A 19,924-nucleotide genomic window follows, 5' to 3' on the forward strand; every position below is an offset into this window, starting at 1 on the left:
CCACGAGAGGATAAATGATTCGCTTTCGTACAGCGATATCGACTGTGCTGGCTTCGCAAGAGCTTAAGTTTGAATGAAGTTGAAGGAAGTTGCTGAAAAAAACGCTTTAGTGTTTGTTTCGTTCGATATATAATGTTTCTATAGGTTCATTTAATTTCATTTAGGTTCATTTAATATCATGAACAAGGAGAGAATATCATGCCAAGAATCAAGATCGAATGGCTGAATTGTGATGATGCTGTCAGGGTGGAGAAGTATACTGACTCACACAACTCGGATGGAAGCGTGATGGAGCGGGAAGAAGAGGGATTCACTTATCTGGCTTGTCAGCAGCTGGAGTACGCCGCTGGCGACAAGTTTAGAATTACGTTAGAGCACCCTAATCGATACTTGGTCGTTCAGATGGATGAAGCGCTTTATCCGTCTCTGGTATATGTAAAGGGAAACGTCTGGGAATACGAGCTTCCATTATCGTATAAACAAGCGTATCCCGAGAAAGCTTTTGTCGGAGTGAAACATTATGTCACTGCCCGGTATGCAACCGATAGCGAGATTAGCCAATATCGGAATCTGGCCTTGAATGCCCATGATCAGAAGCATGATTCCAGCGCATTTCCGCATGCTCACGCCAATGTAGAAACCAGGAATGATCCAACCTTTTTTGCGCGCAATGCAATCGACGGCATTTACGCCAATAGCAGTCACGGCTCATACCCGTATCAATCCTGGGGAATTAATCAACAAGCGGATGCGGAGCTGACGCTGGATTTTGGAAGAACGGTTGAGCTGGATCGGCTGGGCCTTGTATTGCGAGGCGATTTTCCTCATGACAGCTGGTGGAGGGAAGTGACGGTTGTTTTCTCCGACGGTTCAGAGGAGCGGCTGCATCCCGTGAAGAGCCGAAGCATCCAGTATTTTGACATTCATCCCCGCAGGGTAGAGTGGTTGGTGCTTAAACGCTTAATCAGAGGCGATGAAGCGCTTTATCCGGCATTAACCCAGATTGAAGCTCTCGGGAGAAATGCACTCTGAGCTGAAGAAAAGCGCTAAAAAAAATCTTGAAGTTCGTACATGTAAAAATGATCCGAGTTGAACGGGAAAGCATATCCGCATGAAGGTCGCCCTATTGGCGGCTTTCTTGTTTTTTACGATACAAGTTCTTGATAAGTTCTTGCCCCCCGGCACTTGGATAGCACCGTCCTTGACAACCATTTGCAGGAGAACACTTGTCGTCTGTTGAATATATCGGAAACTGCAATAAATATTAGGCGTATTACAAGTACACCTTAGCCGCAGGAGGAGAACATCAACATGAAGTCGATCACCGTTCAGAGCCTTACGGACATGTTTCATCTGGAAGTGCTTGCAGGTGCTAATTGCATGGACCGCTTGATTACCCGTCCACAGACGCATAGACCGGGACTGGAGTTTGTCGGGTATTTTGATTTTTTCCCCATGGAGCGAGTACAAGTACTCGGCCGCAAGGAAATTAACTATTTATTAACGCTAAGCATAGAAGAACGGAAGCTGCATATCGGGAATATTGTCAAATATCACCCGCCGTGCTTTATTGTGACGTCCGGCCAGCAGGAGATTCCTTATCTGACCCTTTTCTGTGATCAGGAGGGCATTCCGCTGCTTCGGACAGCAGAGACAACAACCGAGTTTATTGCCAAGCTGGACAGCTATTTAGTGAAGACATTGGCACCGGAGATGTCGATCCATGCAGTATGCGTGAATGTATCGGGCATCGGCATTCTGCTCAGGGGAAAATCCGGGATTGGCAAAAGCGAGACCGCCCACACCCTTATCCGAAGAGGCCATCGGTTCGTGGCAGATGATATCGTGGTCCTCAAAAAGCTCAGTCCGACAACTCTTCTCGGTACGCATAATGTAACCACTCGCGAGTTCCTCGCGCTCCGAAGCATCGGTCTGATCAATGTTGTACGCCAATACGGGCGCACCGCGTTTCAGGACGAGACGCGAATTGTTCTCGATATCGAGCTGTCTCCGTGGCAGGACAATTCACTGAACAATGAGCTGGAGGCCGTGCCTCAGTTCACCGAATACCTGGGTATTCAAATTCCGCATATCGAGGTTCAGCTTCAGCCGGGACGCGACGTAGCCAGCCTGATCGAAGCGGCGGCTAACAATTGGTATCTTAAACAACTCGGTTACAGTGCCGCAGAAGACTTCATGAAACGCGTTGAAAACGAAATGCAGTCATGATGGATATGAAATAAGCAAGGATGGATCATCTACTATCAAGCCAAATGATAAGAAATCGTATATTCTAAATTTAATAGGCTCGTCTGACCTAGGCAGACGGGTCTTTAGCATGTAAATAATGGTAAGATCTAATAGATAAGAGTGTATAAGCTGAGGAGGGATAGATGATGAATTCGACAGAAAACGAAGGAAGGCCCAATGTGCTGCTTATAACGGTTGATCAGATGCGTTATGACTGCCTCAGCATTGCTGGTCACCCTGTCGTGGAAACGCCTAATCTGGACGAACTCGCAAGGACTGGTGTACGATTCAGCCGTGCGTATTCTGCTACCCCCACCTGCGTGCCTGCGAGAGCAGCCATATTCACCGGCCAATCGCAGCGGGCTCATGGGCGTGTTGGTTATCAGGACTCCGTTCCATGGAATTACAAGGAGACGCTGCCGGGGGAATTGGCCCAAGCCGGTTATCATACGCAGTGCATTGGCAAAATGCACGTTTACCCCGCACGCCATTTGATGGGATTTCATAATGTCATGCTTCATGATGGTTACCTGCATCACAACCGCAACAACCACAGCATTCCGGTGCAGCAGCATTACGACCAAGTCGATGACTATGTACAATGGCTCCGCGAGAGGGTGCCCGGTGCGGACATGATTGACCTTGGTCTTGACTGCAATTCATCAACCGTTGCCCGCCCATGGCATTTGGCGGAAATGCAGCATCCAACGAACTGGGTGGTGACGCAATCCATTGATTTTTTACGGCGACGGGATCCTGGGAAGCCGTTCTTCCTGTGGATGTCTTTTGTCAGGCCCCATCCTCCGTTCGATCCTCCGCAGGCATACTTGGATCTGTATGAGGATGCTGACTTACCGGAGCCGCCGGTTGGTGATTGGGCGAGGACGGAAGACCCGGAATTGGTAGGATACTCCCCTATAACTGGACGTGGATTGGTTCCGAAGCGCCGTCTGCGCAAAGCGATGGCTGCCTACTACGCTCTGATCACGCATCTCGATCATCAAATCGGCCGTTTTTTGCAGTCGCTGAATGAATATGGAGAGCTTCACAACACGGTGATCCTGTTTACATCCGACCACGGGGAGCTGCTGGGAGACCACCATTTGTTCCGAAAGTCTCTTCCGTATGAAGGGAGCACCCATGTTCCGTTTATTGTCAACGACCCTGGTAACCGATTAGGCTTAAAAAGGGGCGCGGTTTCGGATTCTGTTGTGGAGTTGCGGGACATCATGCCCTCCCTTCTGGAAGCAGCCGGCGTGCCTGTACCAGAAACGGTGGAAGGAAAGAGCATCTGGAGACTCGCATTAGCAGAGAATGAGGGCGAGATCGATCCCGCTTGGCGTCAGCATCTGCATGGTGAGCATGCTCAGGGGGCTCAGTCCCATCACTGGGTAACCGACGGGAAAGAGAAATACATCTGGTTTTCCCAAACCGGGGAGGAGCAGTTCTTTGACTTGGTACATGATCCAAAAGAGCTGCACAATGCCATTACCGATGAGGATTGCCAAGAACGTATCCGTCATTGGCGCATGGTTCTCATGCAGGAGCTTGAAGGACGTGAAGAGGGTTATACGGATGGCGAACGGTTAATCACGGGTAAGAAGCCATTAACCGTATTGTCCCATATCCATGGTATTGCGCAAAAATAATCGAGGCTATAAAAGGAGAAAAAAATGCTAACAACACAACAGCTGAAAGATATTGAACAATTGCAAAAAGAGTGTGAAATTCATGATCATGTGCAATTAAAGCTAAACTGGGAAATGCTTGAAGCACGTGAAGCGGACCCGCTGGATTTTTTTCATTATGAGCATGACGAACTTGTAGCGTTTATAGGCTTGTATCCTTTCGGTTCAACAGTCGAAGTATGCGGCATGGTGAAGGTGAATGAGCGTCGAAAGGGGCATTTCACGCGCTTGTTCCATCAAGCAATGGAGCAAGTCAAGCTCAACGGATACAGGAGAATCTTGTTGAACGCACCGGCAGGATCAGAAGCCGGCCGAGCATTCTTGAATAAACTGGGCGCTGAGCATGCATTCTCGGAATATCAAATGGAGTGGCAGGAAATGACTCTTCCGGAAACGGATGATATTAATCTGAGGCAGGCAACATCGGAAGATTACGAAATGAGTGTACGGTTATCCGTTGAGGCGTTCGGATTGGATGAAGAAGACGCCCGGGCGACAGAAGGCAATTACCTCACGGATAAATCGGATAACCTGATGATTGATGTGAACGAAGAAGCGGTAGGCAAAGTTCGGGTAAGCCATAAAGAGGGACAGGCGTGGATTTACGGATTTTGTATCTTGCCGAAACATCAGGGCCAAGGTATAGGCAGAAAAGTGTTGTGTAAAATCGTTAAACAACAGAGCTCGGCCGGATATTCGGTGCACTTGGAAGTCGAAACGAAAAACGGTCAAGCACTGGGGTTATACGAATCGGTTGGATTTAGAGTAGTGCACGCACAAGATTACTATCATTATCCATGTGGATAATCTAGAAGCCGCCGTGCAGGCGAGCGGTTAACCATGTTAATAGGCCACATTAAAGGATCAAGTCGCTTGCGTAATGAAGCAAGAACGTGATCCTTTTTTTATCCACTTAATAAATTCAAAATCGCTAGCAATCATAGTGTTCCAAGCCACTATTTACGTATTTTATCTTTATAAGCTTTGGCATATTGGTCCGCTGCAAAAATGGCATCTGCAACATCATCTGCCGAAACGTTAAATGCATTATGGATGGTTTCACCCTTAGTAGTTGCAGCATGTGCCACCTTCATGATATCTTCTCTCGAAGCGTTTTTTAGATGAATATCCTCTAGTGTAACCGGCAGGCCTAAACTAATATAAAATGCGATATAACGTTCAATTTCCTCTAAGGAATGTTGTTCTAACGCTAGTTGAACCAGCGTTCCAAATGCTACTTTCTCCCCATGAGACAGGTGATGGATATCGCCTTCCAATGCAGTAAATCCATTGTGAATCGCATGCGCGGCAGCTAATCCTCCGCTTTCGAATCCTAATCCGCTAAGAAGGGTATTCGCTTCTACAACAGCTTCCAAGGCAGGAGTCACTACTTTGGCCTTCACGGATTCATAGGCAAGGTGGCCATATTTGAACAACACTTCTTCACATTTTTCTGCAATGGCTTCACCTGCAATCGTTGTTACGCCTCCCGCCATGGTGTGGCCGCCAAAAGCAATAACGCTTCTTGCTTCTACCCAAGTCGCCAATGCATCCGCAATGCCAGAAGCCAGCAGACGGGGCGGAGCTTCTGCGATTATTTTGGTGTCAACAAGAACCAGGTCGGGATTTTTGTTATAAAAGCGATAACTATCAAAGGTACCTTCATCGGAATATACCACCGAAAGAGCACTGGTTGGGGCATCTGTCGAAGCTGCAGTTGGGATGATGACCGTGTAGGCGTTCACTTCATCGGATACTCCTTTTGCCGTATCGAGAGTTTTTCCGCCTCCCACACCAATAACGACCGTAGCTTGAACATTCTTTGCAATCCCTGCAATCCTATTGATTTCTATTTTGGAAGCTTCACCATTGAAAATGACTTTCTCAGAAGAAATGTTTGCCTTCTCTAATTCTTGTACAACCTTGTCTCCGGCTATGCCCCAAACCATTTCATCAGCAATCACAATGGTTTTACTGCCCATTCCCTTCATGTATTCTCCGATTTTTTCCAATGCATTTTTACCTTGCACATACTTGGATGGACTTATATAAACTCTTAATGACATGATGCATTCATCCTTTTCAAATATATTTTGTCTAGAGCCCGGTCTCCTATACATTAACCTTTCCCCAATCAGAAATAACTTATGTAAGCACAAAAGGTTAGGAATTCAAGGATAATCGGACCCAAGGCTTAATTATTCGGTCTTGAATAAGAGTGAGCACGCAAAATGTCGGCTGAATAGGACTTTGTGCTGGTCGAAATCGTCCGCATTTATAGATAGATAGAAAGAATCATTTTTTCGGGAAGATCGGCGAATTGGGTGTACGACCGGCGCTGAATATAATACGATCAGACAAAGTCTTCTGCTGATTAACACGAATAGAACCGAAGAGGGTAAACGGAGGGATACGATGAAATTACTAAAGACGATCGCGGTTACATTGGCAGGCATCTGCTTGCTTGGCATAGGCTGTACAGGTCAGAATCAGGGAGATGAGACAACTCAGGTGCAGCTCGAGCAATCCGGCAGCAATATTCGGGTTCCCCACAATGAGCGGCTCCACTTATCCACCGACCAAAAGTGGATCGAGCAAGAAGGGCATCAATCCGATCTGATTCGGCTCCAATGGACCGCAGAAAGGGCCAAACCCGCGATCGTATGGATGGACGAGAAGGGTAAGGACAAGACGGCGATCATCTCGCACGATAAGGCAAACAATCCGGAGCAGCGAGACCATAAGCATATCTCGTTCGAGACAACCATGTCGCCGACCGGCGAATATCCGAACCAGCTGTTCACTCGATTTGAGATCCCTTTTGACACCGATGTAAGTGAAATCCGTACTCATTCTTCGAACTTCAATGTCATGAGCGGCATTTTGCGAGTAGCAGGGGAAAGTGGAACAAACCGGGATATGCAGTTCAGTGTAGCGGGTGAGGACAATGAGACGACAGCCAGATGGGCCATTCGGGCCGATAGTTCGGAGGAATCGGGTGACGATTCCGGGGCCGATCTGCAATTTGTGCGTTACGCCGATGATGGCGAAGTTGTCGATTCCCCGCTTACCGTTCAACGCAGCAGCGGCCATGTCGGAATAGGGACGAATGACCCTGATACCAAGCTTGATGTAAACGGGGACAAACTTCGAATCCGCGAGAAATATACGCCGGCTTCTTCTACAGATGCCTGCAGTCAGGGTCAGATGGCATGGGATGAAAAATATGTCTATGTCTGCGTGACCGAAAACAAGTGGAAACGAACAGAAATTTCCACTTGGTAACAGGGATATTGGGAGACAAGAGCTGTCTCCTTCCGCGTATTCTTGACCTTCACTGATGGATATGCTAAGTTGTGTTCATATAAAAGGAAGCTTAAGGGGAGGGATAAAGCGATGACGGAATTAGAGGTTGTGGATGTTCTTGTGAACCTGTCATCTTCGCGATTTATTGGCATGGTTCACTTTATAAACAATCAGTTACCGGAACTTTATCCCCCCATATCGATATATGCCTAGCGCTTTTTGAATGTCTGCCGCTCAGGTTTATTAGGAATAGGGTCGGGTTTGTGTAAGCGCCGAGAAGCACTGGTTGGACCGGTGCTTCTCGGCGTTTTCCATGACTTCCGTGTAACGGGCGGGATCGAAGGTAGATATTCTCGCCAACACTCAGTTGGAGGTCGATTTAGATGTCACAGATTCAAGTTTCGAACTTGACGTTTGCCTACGAAGGCACTTACGATAACATTTTTGAGAACGTTCATTTCCAGATTGATACCGATTGGAAATTAGGATTTACCGGCAGAAACGGCAGAGGCAAGACCACGTTCCTCCGTCTCCTGTTAGGAGAGCTCGAGTATAGCGGGACGATCTCCGCAAGCGTTGAATTCGAGTATTTTCCGTTCGAGGTCGAGCATAAAGAATATCTTACGATCGACGTAATTGAAGAGGTGCATCCGGAATATTTGCACTGGAAGCTCGTTCGAGAGCTAAACTGGTTGAAGATCTCGGAGGATGTCCTGTATCGTCCGTTCGAGACGTTATCTAACGGTGAGCAGACCAAGGTGCTTCTCGCAACACTATTTATTAAGGAGAACCGTTTCTTGCTGATTGACGAGCCAACGAACCACCTCGACTTGCATGCGAGACAACTGGTTGCCGATTACCTTGGCCGAAAAAGCGGATATATCCTGGTCTCTCATGACCGGGCCTTTCTGGATCGCTGTGTGGATCATATCTTATCCATCAACAAAACAAATATTGAAATCCAGAAAGGGAGCTTCTCGACATGGTGGGAGAACAAGCAGCGACAGGATCAATTCGAGCTGGCGCAGAACGAGAAGTTGAAGCGGGATGTTCAGCGATTGTCGGAATCCTCCAGGCGGACCAGTGGCTGGTCGCATGAAGTGGAGAGCACCAAGAACGGCACGAGAAATTCTGGCTCCAAAGTAGACAAAGGCTACATCGGCCACAAGGCAGCCAAAATGATGAAACGTTCGAAAGCCATCGAACAACGGCAGCAGTCCGCCATTGAGGAGAAGAGCAAACTTCTCAAGAATATCGAGAGTGCGGAGAGCTTGCAAATTGCCCCGCTTCATTATCACAAGGAGCGTCTCGCTGAGCTGGATCATGTGTCGATCTACTACGATGGGCACCAAGTAAGCGAGGATGTGTCGTTCGAGATCGAGCGAGGGGAGCGGGTTGCGCTGTCCGGAGCGAACGGTTCCGGCAAGTCCAGTTTCATGAAGCTGATCTGTGGCGAGGATATTTCATACAGCGGAGGGTTCCAGAAGGACACCCAGCTGCAAATATCCTATGTATCCCAAGACACATCCCATCTTCAAGGCGATTTGTCCGATTACGCAAAAAGCCACGGCATTGATGAGAGCCTGTTTAAATCCATCTTGCGCAAGCTTGATTTCTCCAGACTGCAATTCGAGAAGGACATGGCCACATACAGCGGCGGTCAGAAGAAGAAGGTATTAATCGCCAGAAGCCTTAGCGAAAGAGCACACTTGTATGTTTGGGATGAGCCGCTTAATTTCGTAGATGTGAACTCAAGGATGCAGATTGAAGAGCTGCTGCTCGAATACAAGCCGACACTTCTGTTCGTAGAACATGACAGCGAATTCGTTCATAACGTTGCGACCAAGGTCGTAGAACTATCCCACTGTGCAACGCCATAAATAGGTAGCGTGATCTCTATCAGGAAGAATGCGTCTATTGCACGTATGGTTTTTTTACAGTAAACTGACAGGTACAACCTGATAGACGGAAGGATGAATGATAACGATGACCATTCCTTCATTGCATAGAATTAATGAGCTTAGCCGCAAGCAAAAAAACGAAGGTCTGACCCCGGCAGAACAAGACGAGCAGCAGCAGCTTCGTCAGGAATATTTACAAGCGATCCGAGGACAAGTGTTATCCACCATGTCTACGCTGAAAGTGGTAGACCCGAACGGTGATGACGTAACCCCGGTGAAACTGAAAATAACGCAGCAGCAGAACCCGTCCAGGCTGCATTAAGCTCTCAAATCGGCATTGTGTAATGGATTTAAAAGACCTCCGCAACCTCTTAGGGAAAGGATATCCGCTTCCCATCGAGATTGGTTGTGGAGGTTTTTTTGTGCGAAATGAACTTTTGTTATGACTGCGATCTCTTATCTATGAAGAGGGGGGACCATATGAACGTAAGCCGTCTTGTCAGACAAGCCCAAAGAGGCAACAAAGAAGCTTTATTACAGCTCATCCTGGCCGAACAGGACGCTTATTATCGCCTGGCATATAGCTACATGGGGAATGAGTATGATGCGATGGATGCCATGGAGGACATGATTGTTACACTTTACGAGAAGCTGGAACAACTGAAAAAGGGGGAAGCCTTCTACAGTTGGAGCAAGACCATCCTGGTCAATCGCTGCAAAACATTACTCCGCAAAAAAGAACGATTTCTTCCACTCGGAGATGAGCAGGAATCCGTGCTTACTGCATTAATTGAGGATAATCCATATCGTTTGACGGAGTCTGAACTGAATATGCAGGAGCTGCTGTCTCATCTGAATCCACGGCAGCGGGAAGCGATTGAACTTCGGTACGTGCACGATCTTCCGTATCAGGCCATTGCGGACATAACCGGTACGCCGATAGGTACGATTAAATCCAGAATTTCGCAAGGAATACTTAAGCTGAAAGCTATGATCGGAGGTGATCGTTATGAGGACGATCGAGGAGAGATTAGAGGAGCACAAGCAGGACATGAGTACGATGCAGGCACCGCCGGAACTTGAAGGCAGACTTCGACATGCACTAGAGGCGACACCTGCCCGCAAGAAAAAAATGAATCGAGCAGCAACGTGGGTGTTATCGTCAACCGCGGCACTCCTGCTGCTTGTTGGAACCTATCAATATCCTGCATTTGCTTATTACGGAAGCATGCTGCTTAACAAAATCGAGCTTAGCTCGCTCAGCTTCGCGGAAGTGGCGGAGCAGGGGTACGGGCAAACGGTGAACAAAAGCAAAACGCTAAATGACGGCACGGTTATTACCATTGATGGTGTGATTGCGGATGATAATGGTCTGCTTATGTATTACACCATCGATCGTACCGATGGATCTGTGTTTACGGATAACGGTTCGTTTCGCTACGGCGTGAACCATATTCATGGTTTCTTGACGGATTCAGACCCGAAGGAAGGTAATGGAAATCATAGCCAAGATGAGACTCAGTTTGAAGGCGTATATAAATTCGAGCCGGTTAGTCCATTCTCCCGAACATTAACCGTGACCTTCAGTGAATGGCTGGAGAATGGAAAGCGAGCTACCTATCCGATCTCCTTCAAATTTGAAGCGAATAAAGCGATGAAGAGCATCGTTAAAGAAGACATAGCCCAAGCTATTCCCGTCGATCAAGGATCTGTTCACTATGATGCCATTATCGCCTCACCGACATCAACCATCGTCAAGGGGCATTACGAAATGAAGTATGAGGGAGCCCCGAGATTTCCAGCCAGGACGAGTCTCTATGTGAATGGGGTGGAGGTGAAGTCGTGGGGAATGCGGGCGGATCATTCCGGACCCAAGGGCAGCCCGGCATTTGAACTTGAATTTGACGTGCTTCCGACAGACAGGGTTAAAACCATAGAACTGGTTCTGAACAATTTCAGCGGCTATCAGAAGGTAGAGAAGCCCATCTCCCTGGCGTCACCATCGGATCAATCGATCCGCATCGGCGATGAGAAGTTATGGATTCGAAGTGTTACCCCAACCGCTTCGGGTTATGATATCGTGATCGCGAGAAAACAGTTTACCCTCTTGGAGAAGGAACATGTATCCGTGCAGGCGGGGGGCAAGACCGTTCCTGTTTCATCTATCTCCCAATCACGTCCTTGGGATCTGAAGAACGGCAATATCCTGCGGGAACAAACCTATTCGTTTAAGACAACCGAGAAGCCGGAGCTTCTGCTGCTGAACGAATTTCACTATATTAAAACCTATGATAAAAGCGTATATATACCGGTGAATTCTCCATAATCAACTTCTTCGATTTCATTACAGTGCCCTACAAGTAGAACGAACACTGCTTGGGGGCATTTTTCCTGTTCAAATGGGAGCGCATGGGATAAATTGATAACTCAACAACATACTAACTCGCAAGAGGTGGTAAAAATTGCAGCAATCGGAGGAGCAGAACCTTCAAACATATTGAACAGTAAGTCCGAGATTTGCTTCGTATTCTCGGACATCTGAAGTTCGTGCTCACGCCGACGCATATCTCATCCGAGCTTCAGGGAGAAATGGTGGGCAATCTGTAGAACGGTAAAGTCGTCATCCTGATTGACCAGTTCTCATTTTCTTTTTTTCCAGCGATCATACCGATTTGTGGTCAACAACGCTGGATGTCAACTATCCTTATCTGTTTCAGGTTTTTTTAACGGAGTATATCAGGCGTCAAAAAAACGTGTATGAAACATTTTCCTGCCATTACACGTTATATTGTCGAAGGACAAGAAACTATTACTGAATGGAGGACAGCCCATGTTGATCAACAAGAAGAAACCATGGTGCCAACATCCAAGGAATCGACGAAGCAAGCGTCTTGTATCGGGTATTGTTGCTAGCATACTTACTTTACAAGGAATCATGGCGTTAGTGCCGTCGCAAGTTTATGCGGAAACCGCCGATTTATCGCTCCGAAACTGGCATGCATCCTCACATATCTCTGTACCGACTATAAAGCCATCTTGGACGATGCAGGTAGACAATTATCTGGACATGTACGATACCTATGAAGGTCACCATGCAATCGCTGAGGAAGGGAAAGTATTTACGTTCGCCGACCAACAATTGATTGCTATCGATGCGAGGACGGGGAAACGGTTATGGAGTTATGGCAAGGATCTGCAGCCTTATGTGACGTATGGCAATGGCGTCGTATATGGGCTGTCTGCTGATCATATGCCGTTTGCTCTTCATGCCAAGACAGGAAAGCTGCAGTGGAAGTCCGGCACATCCACATTCATCGATACACGTCTGCGTACGGAGGTAATGATTCCGACATCCGACATGCTTTATGCCATCAATGGAAGCGTGACATTTGCATTTGATCGTGCGACAGGCAAACTGCGGTGGGAGGCCAACGAGCCGTTAGCAGATGGACATGGAACAGCTTATCTGGAAGAAGCGGATGGTGTCATTCTCCGTACGTTCATGGTTCAAGGAGCGCTCTCATCCGTTCAGTTGAATGCTTATGACAAGAAGACGGGCAAGAAGCTGTGGGGACATTTCGGTCAGGGAGAAGCGCTGACAATCAAAAACGGCCTCGTATATTCGATTGATTACTATTCTCCTCAGTTACTCGATTATCAGTCCGTGCCGGATCGCAAAGTAATCGTGAACGCGTATAATCTCAAGAGCGGGATTCAGAAGGGAAGCCGCGAATTCACCTGGAAGCTGGAGCATGAACCGCCGTACGAGTACGGCCGGGGTGGCGTATTTCTAAGCGGTGGCAAGCTATATATCGAACAAGGCAATCAGGTGGCAGAGTATCCTTTTGACGATTACAAGACGGGTGAAGCGCCACTGAGAACCTTGAGTAGTCCTTACGGTGAAGAGTGGATATTACTAGGCGTGGTTCAGGATAGATTGATGTACAGGGACTATAAGACAGGGGAAATGAAGGGCGTTAAGCTGGCAAATGGTCAGGCGGTAGTGTTGAGTGGTGACGCCCCGATTTCACAGATTGACGTATACGATAAAGGAATGTACCGAGCGCAGCGCAATGGCACGCTGCTTGGCATTAACATACTGACGGCCAAGCCGGTCTTTAGAGTAACAACAGGTGCAGATCTGCACGAGTCAACCTTGAAGACGGGGGATATGGTGATCATCCAGGCGGAAGGCAAACTCCTCGGAATAAAAATACCGGCTTCATTGCGTTAGGCGAATCAGAATAGAGTTTGAAATCGTTCTTCTAATTGACTATGGAGCCGCATAACTTGCGGCTCTATTTGTTGTATGTAATGAGTTTTAGTAACCATCACGTATGTAATCCTTACTTAAGCTATGGATGATGAAATAGATGAGAACACAGCGGCTATTACACTGCTTCTGATTAAGTATCGATCGTATCGATGGATCTATATTTACGCCTGAGCTTGAACCAGTCCAGGATCTTCTGATTACACTGATCAACCTGGGTTTGATTGATGACGCTGTTGCCTTGTAGTCATGGAGAAGAAGTGCATCTGCCCAAGCGGCAGATGCATTTCTTCTATACTCTATGAAGGTCAGCGTCTGCCCGCTTTATATAGTTTGGGAGGAAAAGAGGTGCGGAGGATGCTAAAAAAAGTATGGAGACAAGAAAAAAAACGTTTAATTCAATCAGGCATACTCTTTTCTCTCGGTATGTTTCTGGGTATTCTGCTAGGCAACTATGTGAACATAACCCCCGATCAATATTACCGTCCGGGACAGGGGGCAGTATGGTATAACCTAGCCCTTAATAACATGGGTGCAGCTCTCCTCATTGCAGGCACTGGTTTTCTGTTTTCCATTCCAACCATCATTATGCTGCTGTTTAACGGGCTTATGATCGGCTTTATTATCGCACTGTCTGCGGCAGTTCATTCCTTTCCGACCCTTCTGGCGGGATTGCTTCCGCACGGCATTTTGGAAATTCCAGCCCTGCTGTTAGCTGGGGCCATCGGCCTTAGACCACTGGGGCTTTTCGCACGGGCGGTCAAGCAACGAGAGAAAATTCCCTGGGGGAAGGAAGCCAGACAGAGCGCTGCTTTGTTTGCTGTGGTCATGGTGATGCTGATCGCTGCAAGTCTGATTGAAGCCCATATAACTCCGGTTATCATGGATTGGACACGATGATATTCTCTCGTGCCTAAAGAGTCTCGGTACCATTTGAGAGTGGAGCCTGACTTAGACGATATCATAGGAAGAGACGGCCTCCCGAAAATTCAGGGGCCGTCTCTTGTTTTTTAACAGCCTTATGCACGGCTGTCCACTTGTGTGGTTATGACCCGCATGTTCTGGTCTTCTGGAATCTGCTGCTCAAGACGGAACTCATGAATCGGTGACCAGGACGCGTAAGGAGGTACGGCATAGGGTTCGCGATGCCAGCCAGCAGCCGCTGACGGCGATGACCAGGGCGATCAATGTCAGGCCAATGGCAAGCGGCCACTCCATGATCAGCGGCAGTTTGACAATGCCGTATGCAGACAGCAAACCACGCAGCACGGCTGGCAGTACGTAAATGCCGCACACCATGCCAACCATTGCACCAAGCGCACCCAGTACGGCAATGCCGCTTGTCAAGGCGCGACGGATGTCTGATACCGTCAGGCCAAGCGAAGCATAAATCCCGTATGTTTTTGTTTCCTTGCGAATATGCAGTCGGCAAGTGCTATAAACAATCAGGCACGTAACTGCAAGGAACAGAAGAGCCAGCATACTCATCGGAATGAGCAGCACGGCCGCAGCTTCCTTAAATACGGAATCAAGCAGCACCTCCTGCTTCATAGCCTGAATGACAGGGCCGTAACGTTGGTTTAGCTGTTGGACAAATTCATCGCTATCCGCCGGGTTCCATAGATGAACAAACCCCGCATCCGGATTTAATGGACCGACAAGTTCCGATGTGACCCGGGCTATATTCGACATGTTGGAAATGGACTGAAACGTGCCGGTGATCAGCAGCTGATGCTCTTTTCCTTCAATGTAGATCGTGAGAGTATCGCCAATACCTTTGTGCAATTTGCGGGCAATATTGATTCCAATCGATATTTCATTAGACAGAACTGGATTTCGGCCAGAAAGCGAGGCTAATCCCATCTCGTCCATGCTGCCCTCCACAACGGTCAGAGGGAGGCTGAACGTCGCCTGATGATGGCTACCGGGCTCCGCGATGACGCCGTTGGCCGAACCGGACCAATTCAGGCTGAAAACCCGGGGATCGTTCTCGATATAAGACTGCATGTCGGTCCGGTCCAATCCCTCACCGTTGATCACCATAATGGCGATATCCGCGTCGTCATATCCCCATTGGGCCGAGGTTTCGCTGATACGATAGACACTGGTTACCAGGAGTGTGCCAAAAACGAGCACAGCCGCGGTAATGCTCATTAACAGAAAGATCAGCGCAGCTCCTTTTTTGTTGCCGGTCACATGCTTCCAGCCGATCACTGCGGGCACAGACCACCGGTCCAGCAGCCGGGTACGGGTTCCGTGACGATGGGCATGGGAATGCGAAGACTCTGACATGCCGTATCGGATCGCCTGTATCGGTTCGATACGGCGTGTTTTGCCTGCGTAGAGGACAACGCATAACAGGATGATGAACAGCATGCCGACGCCGGTCCAGATCGTGATTCCCACCGACTGCACGGAAACAGGTGTTGTATCGGATTTGAGGAAGGAGAGAGAATTCTGGATGATGACATTCGAGAGCAGACGGCTGCCGATCAGGGCAGGAATCAAGGCGATCCCCGTGATGAAACCGTATTGGAGCATATAAGTGCCGATAATGCGTTCAGAGGACATACCGACCGATTTGAGAATCCCGATGGTACGGTAGTTGGCAAGGATCGTGTCCGTGATCGTAAACCCGATGGTAAGCAGGGCTACAACAATCATGACCAGTCCAAGGAAACTCATAACGAAGCCAATCACTTTGTTCATGATAAAGTAAAAGGCGGACAACTCGGCAAACGAGATGCGTTCCTCCAAAAACGGCGTTCCGAGCGCCTGCTCAAAGCGCTGCCAGTATGCTTCGCTTTGTTCGGGATGTGCAAAGCGAAGCGACAACATATATTGCTCCGGGGTAGACAGGCCTCCCATGGTTGACTGATAGTCGGCTTCGTTCATCCAAATGCGGGCCGAGGTGGAAAATGGGCCGCCATGAGACAAGTCAATGACAATGGCACTAATCGTGAATTGTACCGGGGCTGCCCCGGAGGTGAACACCAATTCATCCCCGACCTCCATTCCGTATTTGTACGCGAGGGAGGTGGGTATCCATACTGTACCTTCTTCCGGTTTGGTCAGATGGGCTGGACCTGCAGCAGGGAGGGGGTTATTGACTCCATGAGGCATGGGCGGTGTATTGATCATATACAGATAAAGATTGGGCAATTCTTCCCCGTTATAAGAGAGGCCAGTCCAAGGCTTGTAAGGAACCAGGCTGGAGGCGCTCACACCGTCCTGGGCTGACCACCATTCGGCCACCATGCGTTCATCATGCAGCCCACGGGTCATATTTATGATCTCATGAGCACCCTGAGCAGCCGAATGTCGCTCCTCAAATACACTTTCCGTATTCTGCAAAACAATGAAAGCGGTGCTGACTAACAGCGCAGACAGTGCAATCAGCAGTGCAATCAGCGCGTTTTGCATTTTTCTCTTGCGAATATTTCCCCAGCACAGCGTCAATATGGCCTGCATCTTGGGCTACCTCCTCCCGGTGACATAAGCAAAAATCATCGCTTCCCGCTCGGAGGCTTGCTCTGGTGCATAAGGCCCCATATCCAGCGTTCCGCCAATCTTGCCATCGCGAATGTAGATGAGGCGGTTGCCGCGGCATGCTGCCTTCATATCGTGAGTAACCATGACAATCGATTGACCGTCGGCATTCATGCCGCTCAGGATGTCGAGTACAGTAACGCCTTGTTCGTAGTTGAGACTGCCGGTGGGCTCATCGGCAAAAACGATATCCGGGTTGTTGATGAGCGCCCTGGCGATGGCAGCTCGTTGCTGCTGACCACCGGATACCTGGGACGGCAGTCGGCTGCCTTCTTTTTCAAGGTAGAGGCTTGTCATCAGTTCGTGCGCTCTTTGTTTCACAGCTTCTTTGTCCCGGTTTGCAATATAACCAGGCAGAGCAATGTTATCGAACAGGGTTAAATCCGGTACAAGATTGCTGTTCTGATAGATGAAGCCGATCTGATTGGCACGAAAGCGTGCAAGTTCCTTGGCAGAAAATTGATTAAGCTGCTGTCCCTGAAGCTGGACTTCTCCGGCTGTGACCGCGTCGAGCCCGCTAAGCAAATAAAGCAAGGTCGATTTCCCGGACCCGGAATCTCCCATAATGACGGTAAAGTCTCTTTCGTAAATTGACAGATCGACATTGCGAACGGCATGGTACTGCTCCTTGCCGGTGGTATAGGTTTTGCATAAGTTGGAAGCTTGCAGCATGATGGTTTTGCTTGTAGGCATGATAGAGTCTCCTTTCTTCACTAGCTTCCAAAGTATAGCGGACAATTCTTGCACATTTGTTATCAAATTATAAATAAAGTATGACAGGGGTCAGCTTAACGGCAGCGTTAAGTAGAAAGTTGTTCCCTGCTGTTGTTTGCTGTGAAATTCGATCGTGCCGCCATGCGCTTCCATGATATATTTACAAATCGACAATCCGAGTCCGACCCCGTGCCGCTGGGCCAGTTTCGTGCGGTCCGGGACACTTCCCTGGTAGTAACGCTCGAAGATAAAGGGCATATCCTGCGGAGAAATCCCGCTGCCCGTATCAGAGACGATGATCCGCAAGCAGGACCATTCGGTTTGTTCCTCCACAGCGAGCGTGATCGTATCCCCGGGCTCGGTATGCTTCAGGGCATTTGTGACGAGGTTGGCGATGACCTGCTCGATACGCACGGCATCAATAAAGACAAGGACGTTTGGAATAGTGGAGGGCTCTTCGCAGTTCACACCCATTGTACGAATGTAGTGGGCCATTGTCCGGAATATGGGCTCAAGCGCTGACGAGCTATACTGCTCCAGTGGATGTACCGCAATCTGTTCCAGATCGCGCAGGGCATGCAGCAGCAAATCGTCGACAAGCACGGCCATTTTGCTGGTATTTGCATGTACAACCTCAAGATAAGCCATCACGCTGGGCAGATCGGGGCAGATACCTTCACGAATCGCATCCACATAGGCTTTGATGGTCGTCAGCGGAGTTTTTAAGTCATGGGACAGATTGGAAATCAATTCTTTGTGCGACTGGTTATGTGCAGCTTGCAGCATATGTAAATTACGAATTTCCTCTCGCATGAGGTCAAAGACGGCATAGAGCTCTCCGACCTCGTTATCGCTCGTCCATTCGGCGCGCTGCTCGTAATCGCCTTTCAAGATAGCTTCCGCGTAAGGCTTAAGCTCGGCGATGGGTTGAACCAGATCGCGCTGCACCCGGCGTCCGATGGAGAAGAATAAATAAAGCAGCGTCAAAAAGGCCAGCGTAAGCAGCGTCCATGGCACAAGGATAACCGGGCTCGAGGCGGGTAACGCTGCGGCCATTACATGCGCAGGAACAGTAAACTGGGCGTAGCCGATTAAGGCGCTGGATTCGGCGTCCAGCAGCGGAAACGCAAGATGATAATCGGGCGGTTCGCTGTCAGAAATACGCAGCGTATAGTCCAGTTCAAAACGCGGATAAATATGCTGCAAGGATGGCAAGGATGAATGATCGCTATCATAGACCATCGTGCCGTCCGGAAGCACAACCTTGAGGCTGATGGTTGTCTCCTTGCTCCAGTCGTTCAATTTCTGCCGAAGCGGTGCATCGGACAGCAGCAGTTCGGTATGCTCCTTCTCCATGGTGTGCACAATCGGATTAGTCAGCACACGAATATGGTTGACAATGGATGACGGAGTCGGTTGGTTCGAAGGCCAAACGAGCCAACCGACGGACAGCAGCATAATAAGAAGAGATAGCCAAGCAACCAAACGCACTTTTCTATACCACAATTTCCAATTCATGGGAGGTTACTCCGTTTCTTCGGGATCGAATTTATAACCGACACCCCAAACCGTGGTGATATAGGAATGTTTGATTTCGCTTCGCTCCAGTTTCTCGCGGAGCCGCCGAATGTAAACCGTAATCGTGTTATCCTCGACAAAAGCGGAATACCCCCACACCTGATCCAGCAGCTGGGATTTGGTAAACACTTGGTTAGGATGGGAGGCGAGGAAGTAAAGCAGGTCGAATTCCTTCGCGGACAAAGATATCTCGAGATGTCCGGCCATGACCTTGCGGGCTGTTTTATCAATCGATAACGAGTCGAATCGTAATAATTGCTGTGTCGTTGCCTTAAATTTCGGATCTGCCAGTCTGCGCAAATGTGCCTGAACTCGTGCGACCAGTTCACTGAGCGAGAAGGGCTTGGTCATATAATCGTCCGCGCCAAAACCCAGAGCCAGCACTTTGTCCGTATCGCTGCTTCGAGCACTTAAGATAAGAATAGGCGCAGCGGTCAGCGTACGCAGCTTGCGGCAGACTTCAATCCCGTCGGCATCGGGCAGCGTTAGATCAAGAATGATGAAATCCGGCTGACGGTTCCGGACTTCCCGCAATCCGTCACTGGCATTTTCTGCGATAAACGCGCTGAATCCCTGAACACGCAGATAGTCGTTCACAATACGAGAGATATCCTGTTCATCTTCAATGATGAGTATGGTTTTAGGAGAATTCAATAATTGTCGCC

Annotated in this window: 16 protein-coding genes; 11 read left to right on the forward strand and 5 right to left on the reverse strand. The window is 48.7% G+C overall.

From position 1 onward, the window contains the following. Window positions 1-198 precede the first annotated feature (198 nt). The 4 genes from WDY75_RS14345 to WDY75_RS14360 all read left to right on the forward strand — a co-directional run bounded on the left by WDY75_RS14345 (window position 199) and on the right by WDY75_RS14360 (window position 4,745). Window positions 199-1,032, forward strand: a complete 834-nt coding sequence (locus tag WDY75_RS14345) for a hypothetical protein (RefSeq protein ID WP_082834463.1) — start codon at window positions 199-201, stop codon at window positions 1,030-1,032. A gap of 279 nt (window positions 1,033-1,311) precedes the next feature. Beyond that, a complete protein-coding gene (hprK, locus tag WDY75_RS14350; protein ID WP_006210535.1) occupies window positions 1,312-2,229 on the forward strand; it encodes an HPr(Ser) kinase/phosphatase in 918 nt (305 codons plus the stop codon). Window positions 2,230-2,393: 164 nt separating this feature from the next. After that, the gene (locus tag WDY75_RS14355; RefSeq protein WP_409348324.1) at window positions 2,394-3,899 is read left to right on the forward strand and encodes an arylsulfatase; all 1,506 of its coding nucleotides are present in this window, start codon (window positions 2,394-2,396) and stop codon (window positions 3,897-3,899) included. Window positions 3,900-3,923: 24 nt separating this feature from the next. Continuing rightward, window positions 3,924-4,745, forward strand: coding sequence for a GNAT family N-acetyltransferase (locus WDY75_RS14360; RefSeq protein ID WP_063480626.1), 822 nt, complete (start codon window positions 3,924-3,926; stop codon window positions 4,743-4,745). A gap of 149 nt (window positions 4,746-4,894) precedes the next feature. Here the strand turns inward: WDY75_RS14360 and WDY75_RS14365 are convergent, their stop codons facing one another. Then, window positions 4,895-6,004 carry a glycerol dehydrogenase gene (locus WDY75_RS14365; RefSeq protein ID WP_331000358.1) on the reverse strand — a complete coding sequence of 370 codons (1,110 nt, stop codon included), beginning with the start codon at window positions 6,002-6,004 and terminating at the stop codon, window positions 4,895-4,897. 349 nt (window positions 6,005-6,353) lie between these two features. Between WDY75_RS14365 and WDY75_RS14370 the strand changes: the two genes are divergently transcribed. The 7 genes from WDY75_RS14370 to WDY75_RS14400 all read left to right on the forward strand — a co-directional run bounded on the left by WDY75_RS14370 (window position 6,354) and on the right by WDY75_RS14400 (window position 14,318). Continuing rightward, entirely contained in the window at window positions 6,354-7,223 is an 870-nt protein-coding gene (locus WDY75_RS14370; RefSeq protein WP_063480627.1) for a hypothetical protein, read from the forward strand. A 404-nt stretch (window positions 7,224-7,627) separates the two neighbouring features. Beyond that, window positions 7,628-9,124 (forward strand): Lsa family ABC-F type ribosomal protection protein, encoded by a 1,497-nt coding sequence (locus WDY75_RS14375; protein ID WP_063480628.1) that lies wholly within the window; start codon window positions 7,628-7,630, stop codon window positions 9,122-9,124. A gap of 106 nt (window positions 9,125-9,230) precedes the next feature. After that, window positions 9,231-9,467, forward strand: a complete 237-nt coding sequence (locus WDY75_RS14380; protein WP_036637391.1) for a DUF896 domain-containing protein — start codon at window positions 9,231-9,233, stop codon at window positions 9,465-9,467. Between the two features lie 158 nt (window positions 9,468-9,625). Continuing rightward, on the forward strand, window positions 9,626-10,228 hold the full coding sequence (locus WDY75_RS14385; protein WP_006210527.1) for an RNA polymerase sigma factor: 603 nt from the start codon (window positions 9,626-9,628) through the stop codon (window positions 10,226-10,228). Continuing rightward, window positions 10,155-11,471, forward strand: a complete 1,317-nt coding sequence (locus WDY75_RS14390; protein ID WP_063480629.1) for a DUF4179 domain-containing protein — start codon at window positions 10,155-10,157, stop codon at window positions 11,469-11,471. The genes WDY75_RS14385 and WDY75_RS14390 overlap by 74 nt, the downstream gene beginning before the upstream one ends. Before the next feature lie 504 nt (window positions 11,472-11,975). Continuing rightward, window positions 11,976-13,379 (forward strand): PQQ-binding-like beta-propeller repeat protein, encoded by a 1,404-nt coding sequence (locus WDY75_RS14395; protein WP_063480630.1) that lies wholly within the window; start codon window positions 11,976-11,978, stop codon window positions 13,377-13,379. A gap of 396 nt (window positions 13,380-13,775) precedes the next feature. Further along, entirely contained in the window at window positions 13,776-14,318 is a 543-nt protein-coding gene (locus tag WDY75_RS14400) for a stage II sporulation protein M (protein WP_063480631.1), read from the forward strand. A 195-nt stretch (window positions 14,319-14,513) separates the two neighbouring features. Here the strand turns inward: WDY75_RS14400 and WDY75_RS14405 are convergent, their stop codons facing one another. The 4 genes from WDY75_RS14405 to WDY75_RS14420 form a co-directional block, all read right to left on the reverse strand. After that, on the reverse strand, window positions 14,514-16,889 hold the full coding sequence (locus tag WDY75_RS14405; RefSeq protein WP_063480632.1) for an FtsX-like permease family protein: 2,376 nt from the start codon (window positions 16,887-16,889) through the stop codon (window positions 14,514-14,516). A 6-nt stretch (window positions 16,890-16,895) separates the two neighbouring features. Continuing rightward, on the reverse strand, window positions 16,896-17,660 hold the full coding sequence (locus tag WDY75_RS14410; protein ID WP_006210522.1) for an ABC transporter ATP-binding protein: 765 nt from the start codon (window positions 17,658-17,660) through the stop codon (window positions 16,896-16,898). A 90-nt stretch (window positions 17,661-17,750) separates the two neighbouring features. Further along, window positions 17,751-19,199 carry a sensor histidine kinase gene (locus tag WDY75_RS14415; protein ID WP_063480633.1) on the reverse strand — a complete coding sequence of 483 codons (1,449 nt, stop codon included), beginning with the start codon at window positions 19,197-19,199 and terminating at the stop codon, window positions 17,751-17,753. Window positions 19,200-19,205: 6 nt separating this feature from the next. Continuing rightward, the gene (locus WDY75_RS14420) at window positions 19,206-19,913 is read right to left on the reverse strand and encodes a response regulator transcription factor (protein ID WP_006210520.1); all 708 of its coding nucleotides are present in this window, start codon (window positions 19,911-19,913) and stop codon (window positions 19,206-19,208) included. Window positions 19,914-19,924: the final 11 nt, after the last annotated feature.

This window comes from Paenibacillus glucanolyticus (assembly GCF_037333485.1).
In the GTDB taxonomy this organism is placed as follows: Bacteria; Bacillota; Bacilli; order Paenibacillales; family Paenibacillaceae; genus Paenibacillus_AQ; species Paenibacillus_AQ glucanolyticus.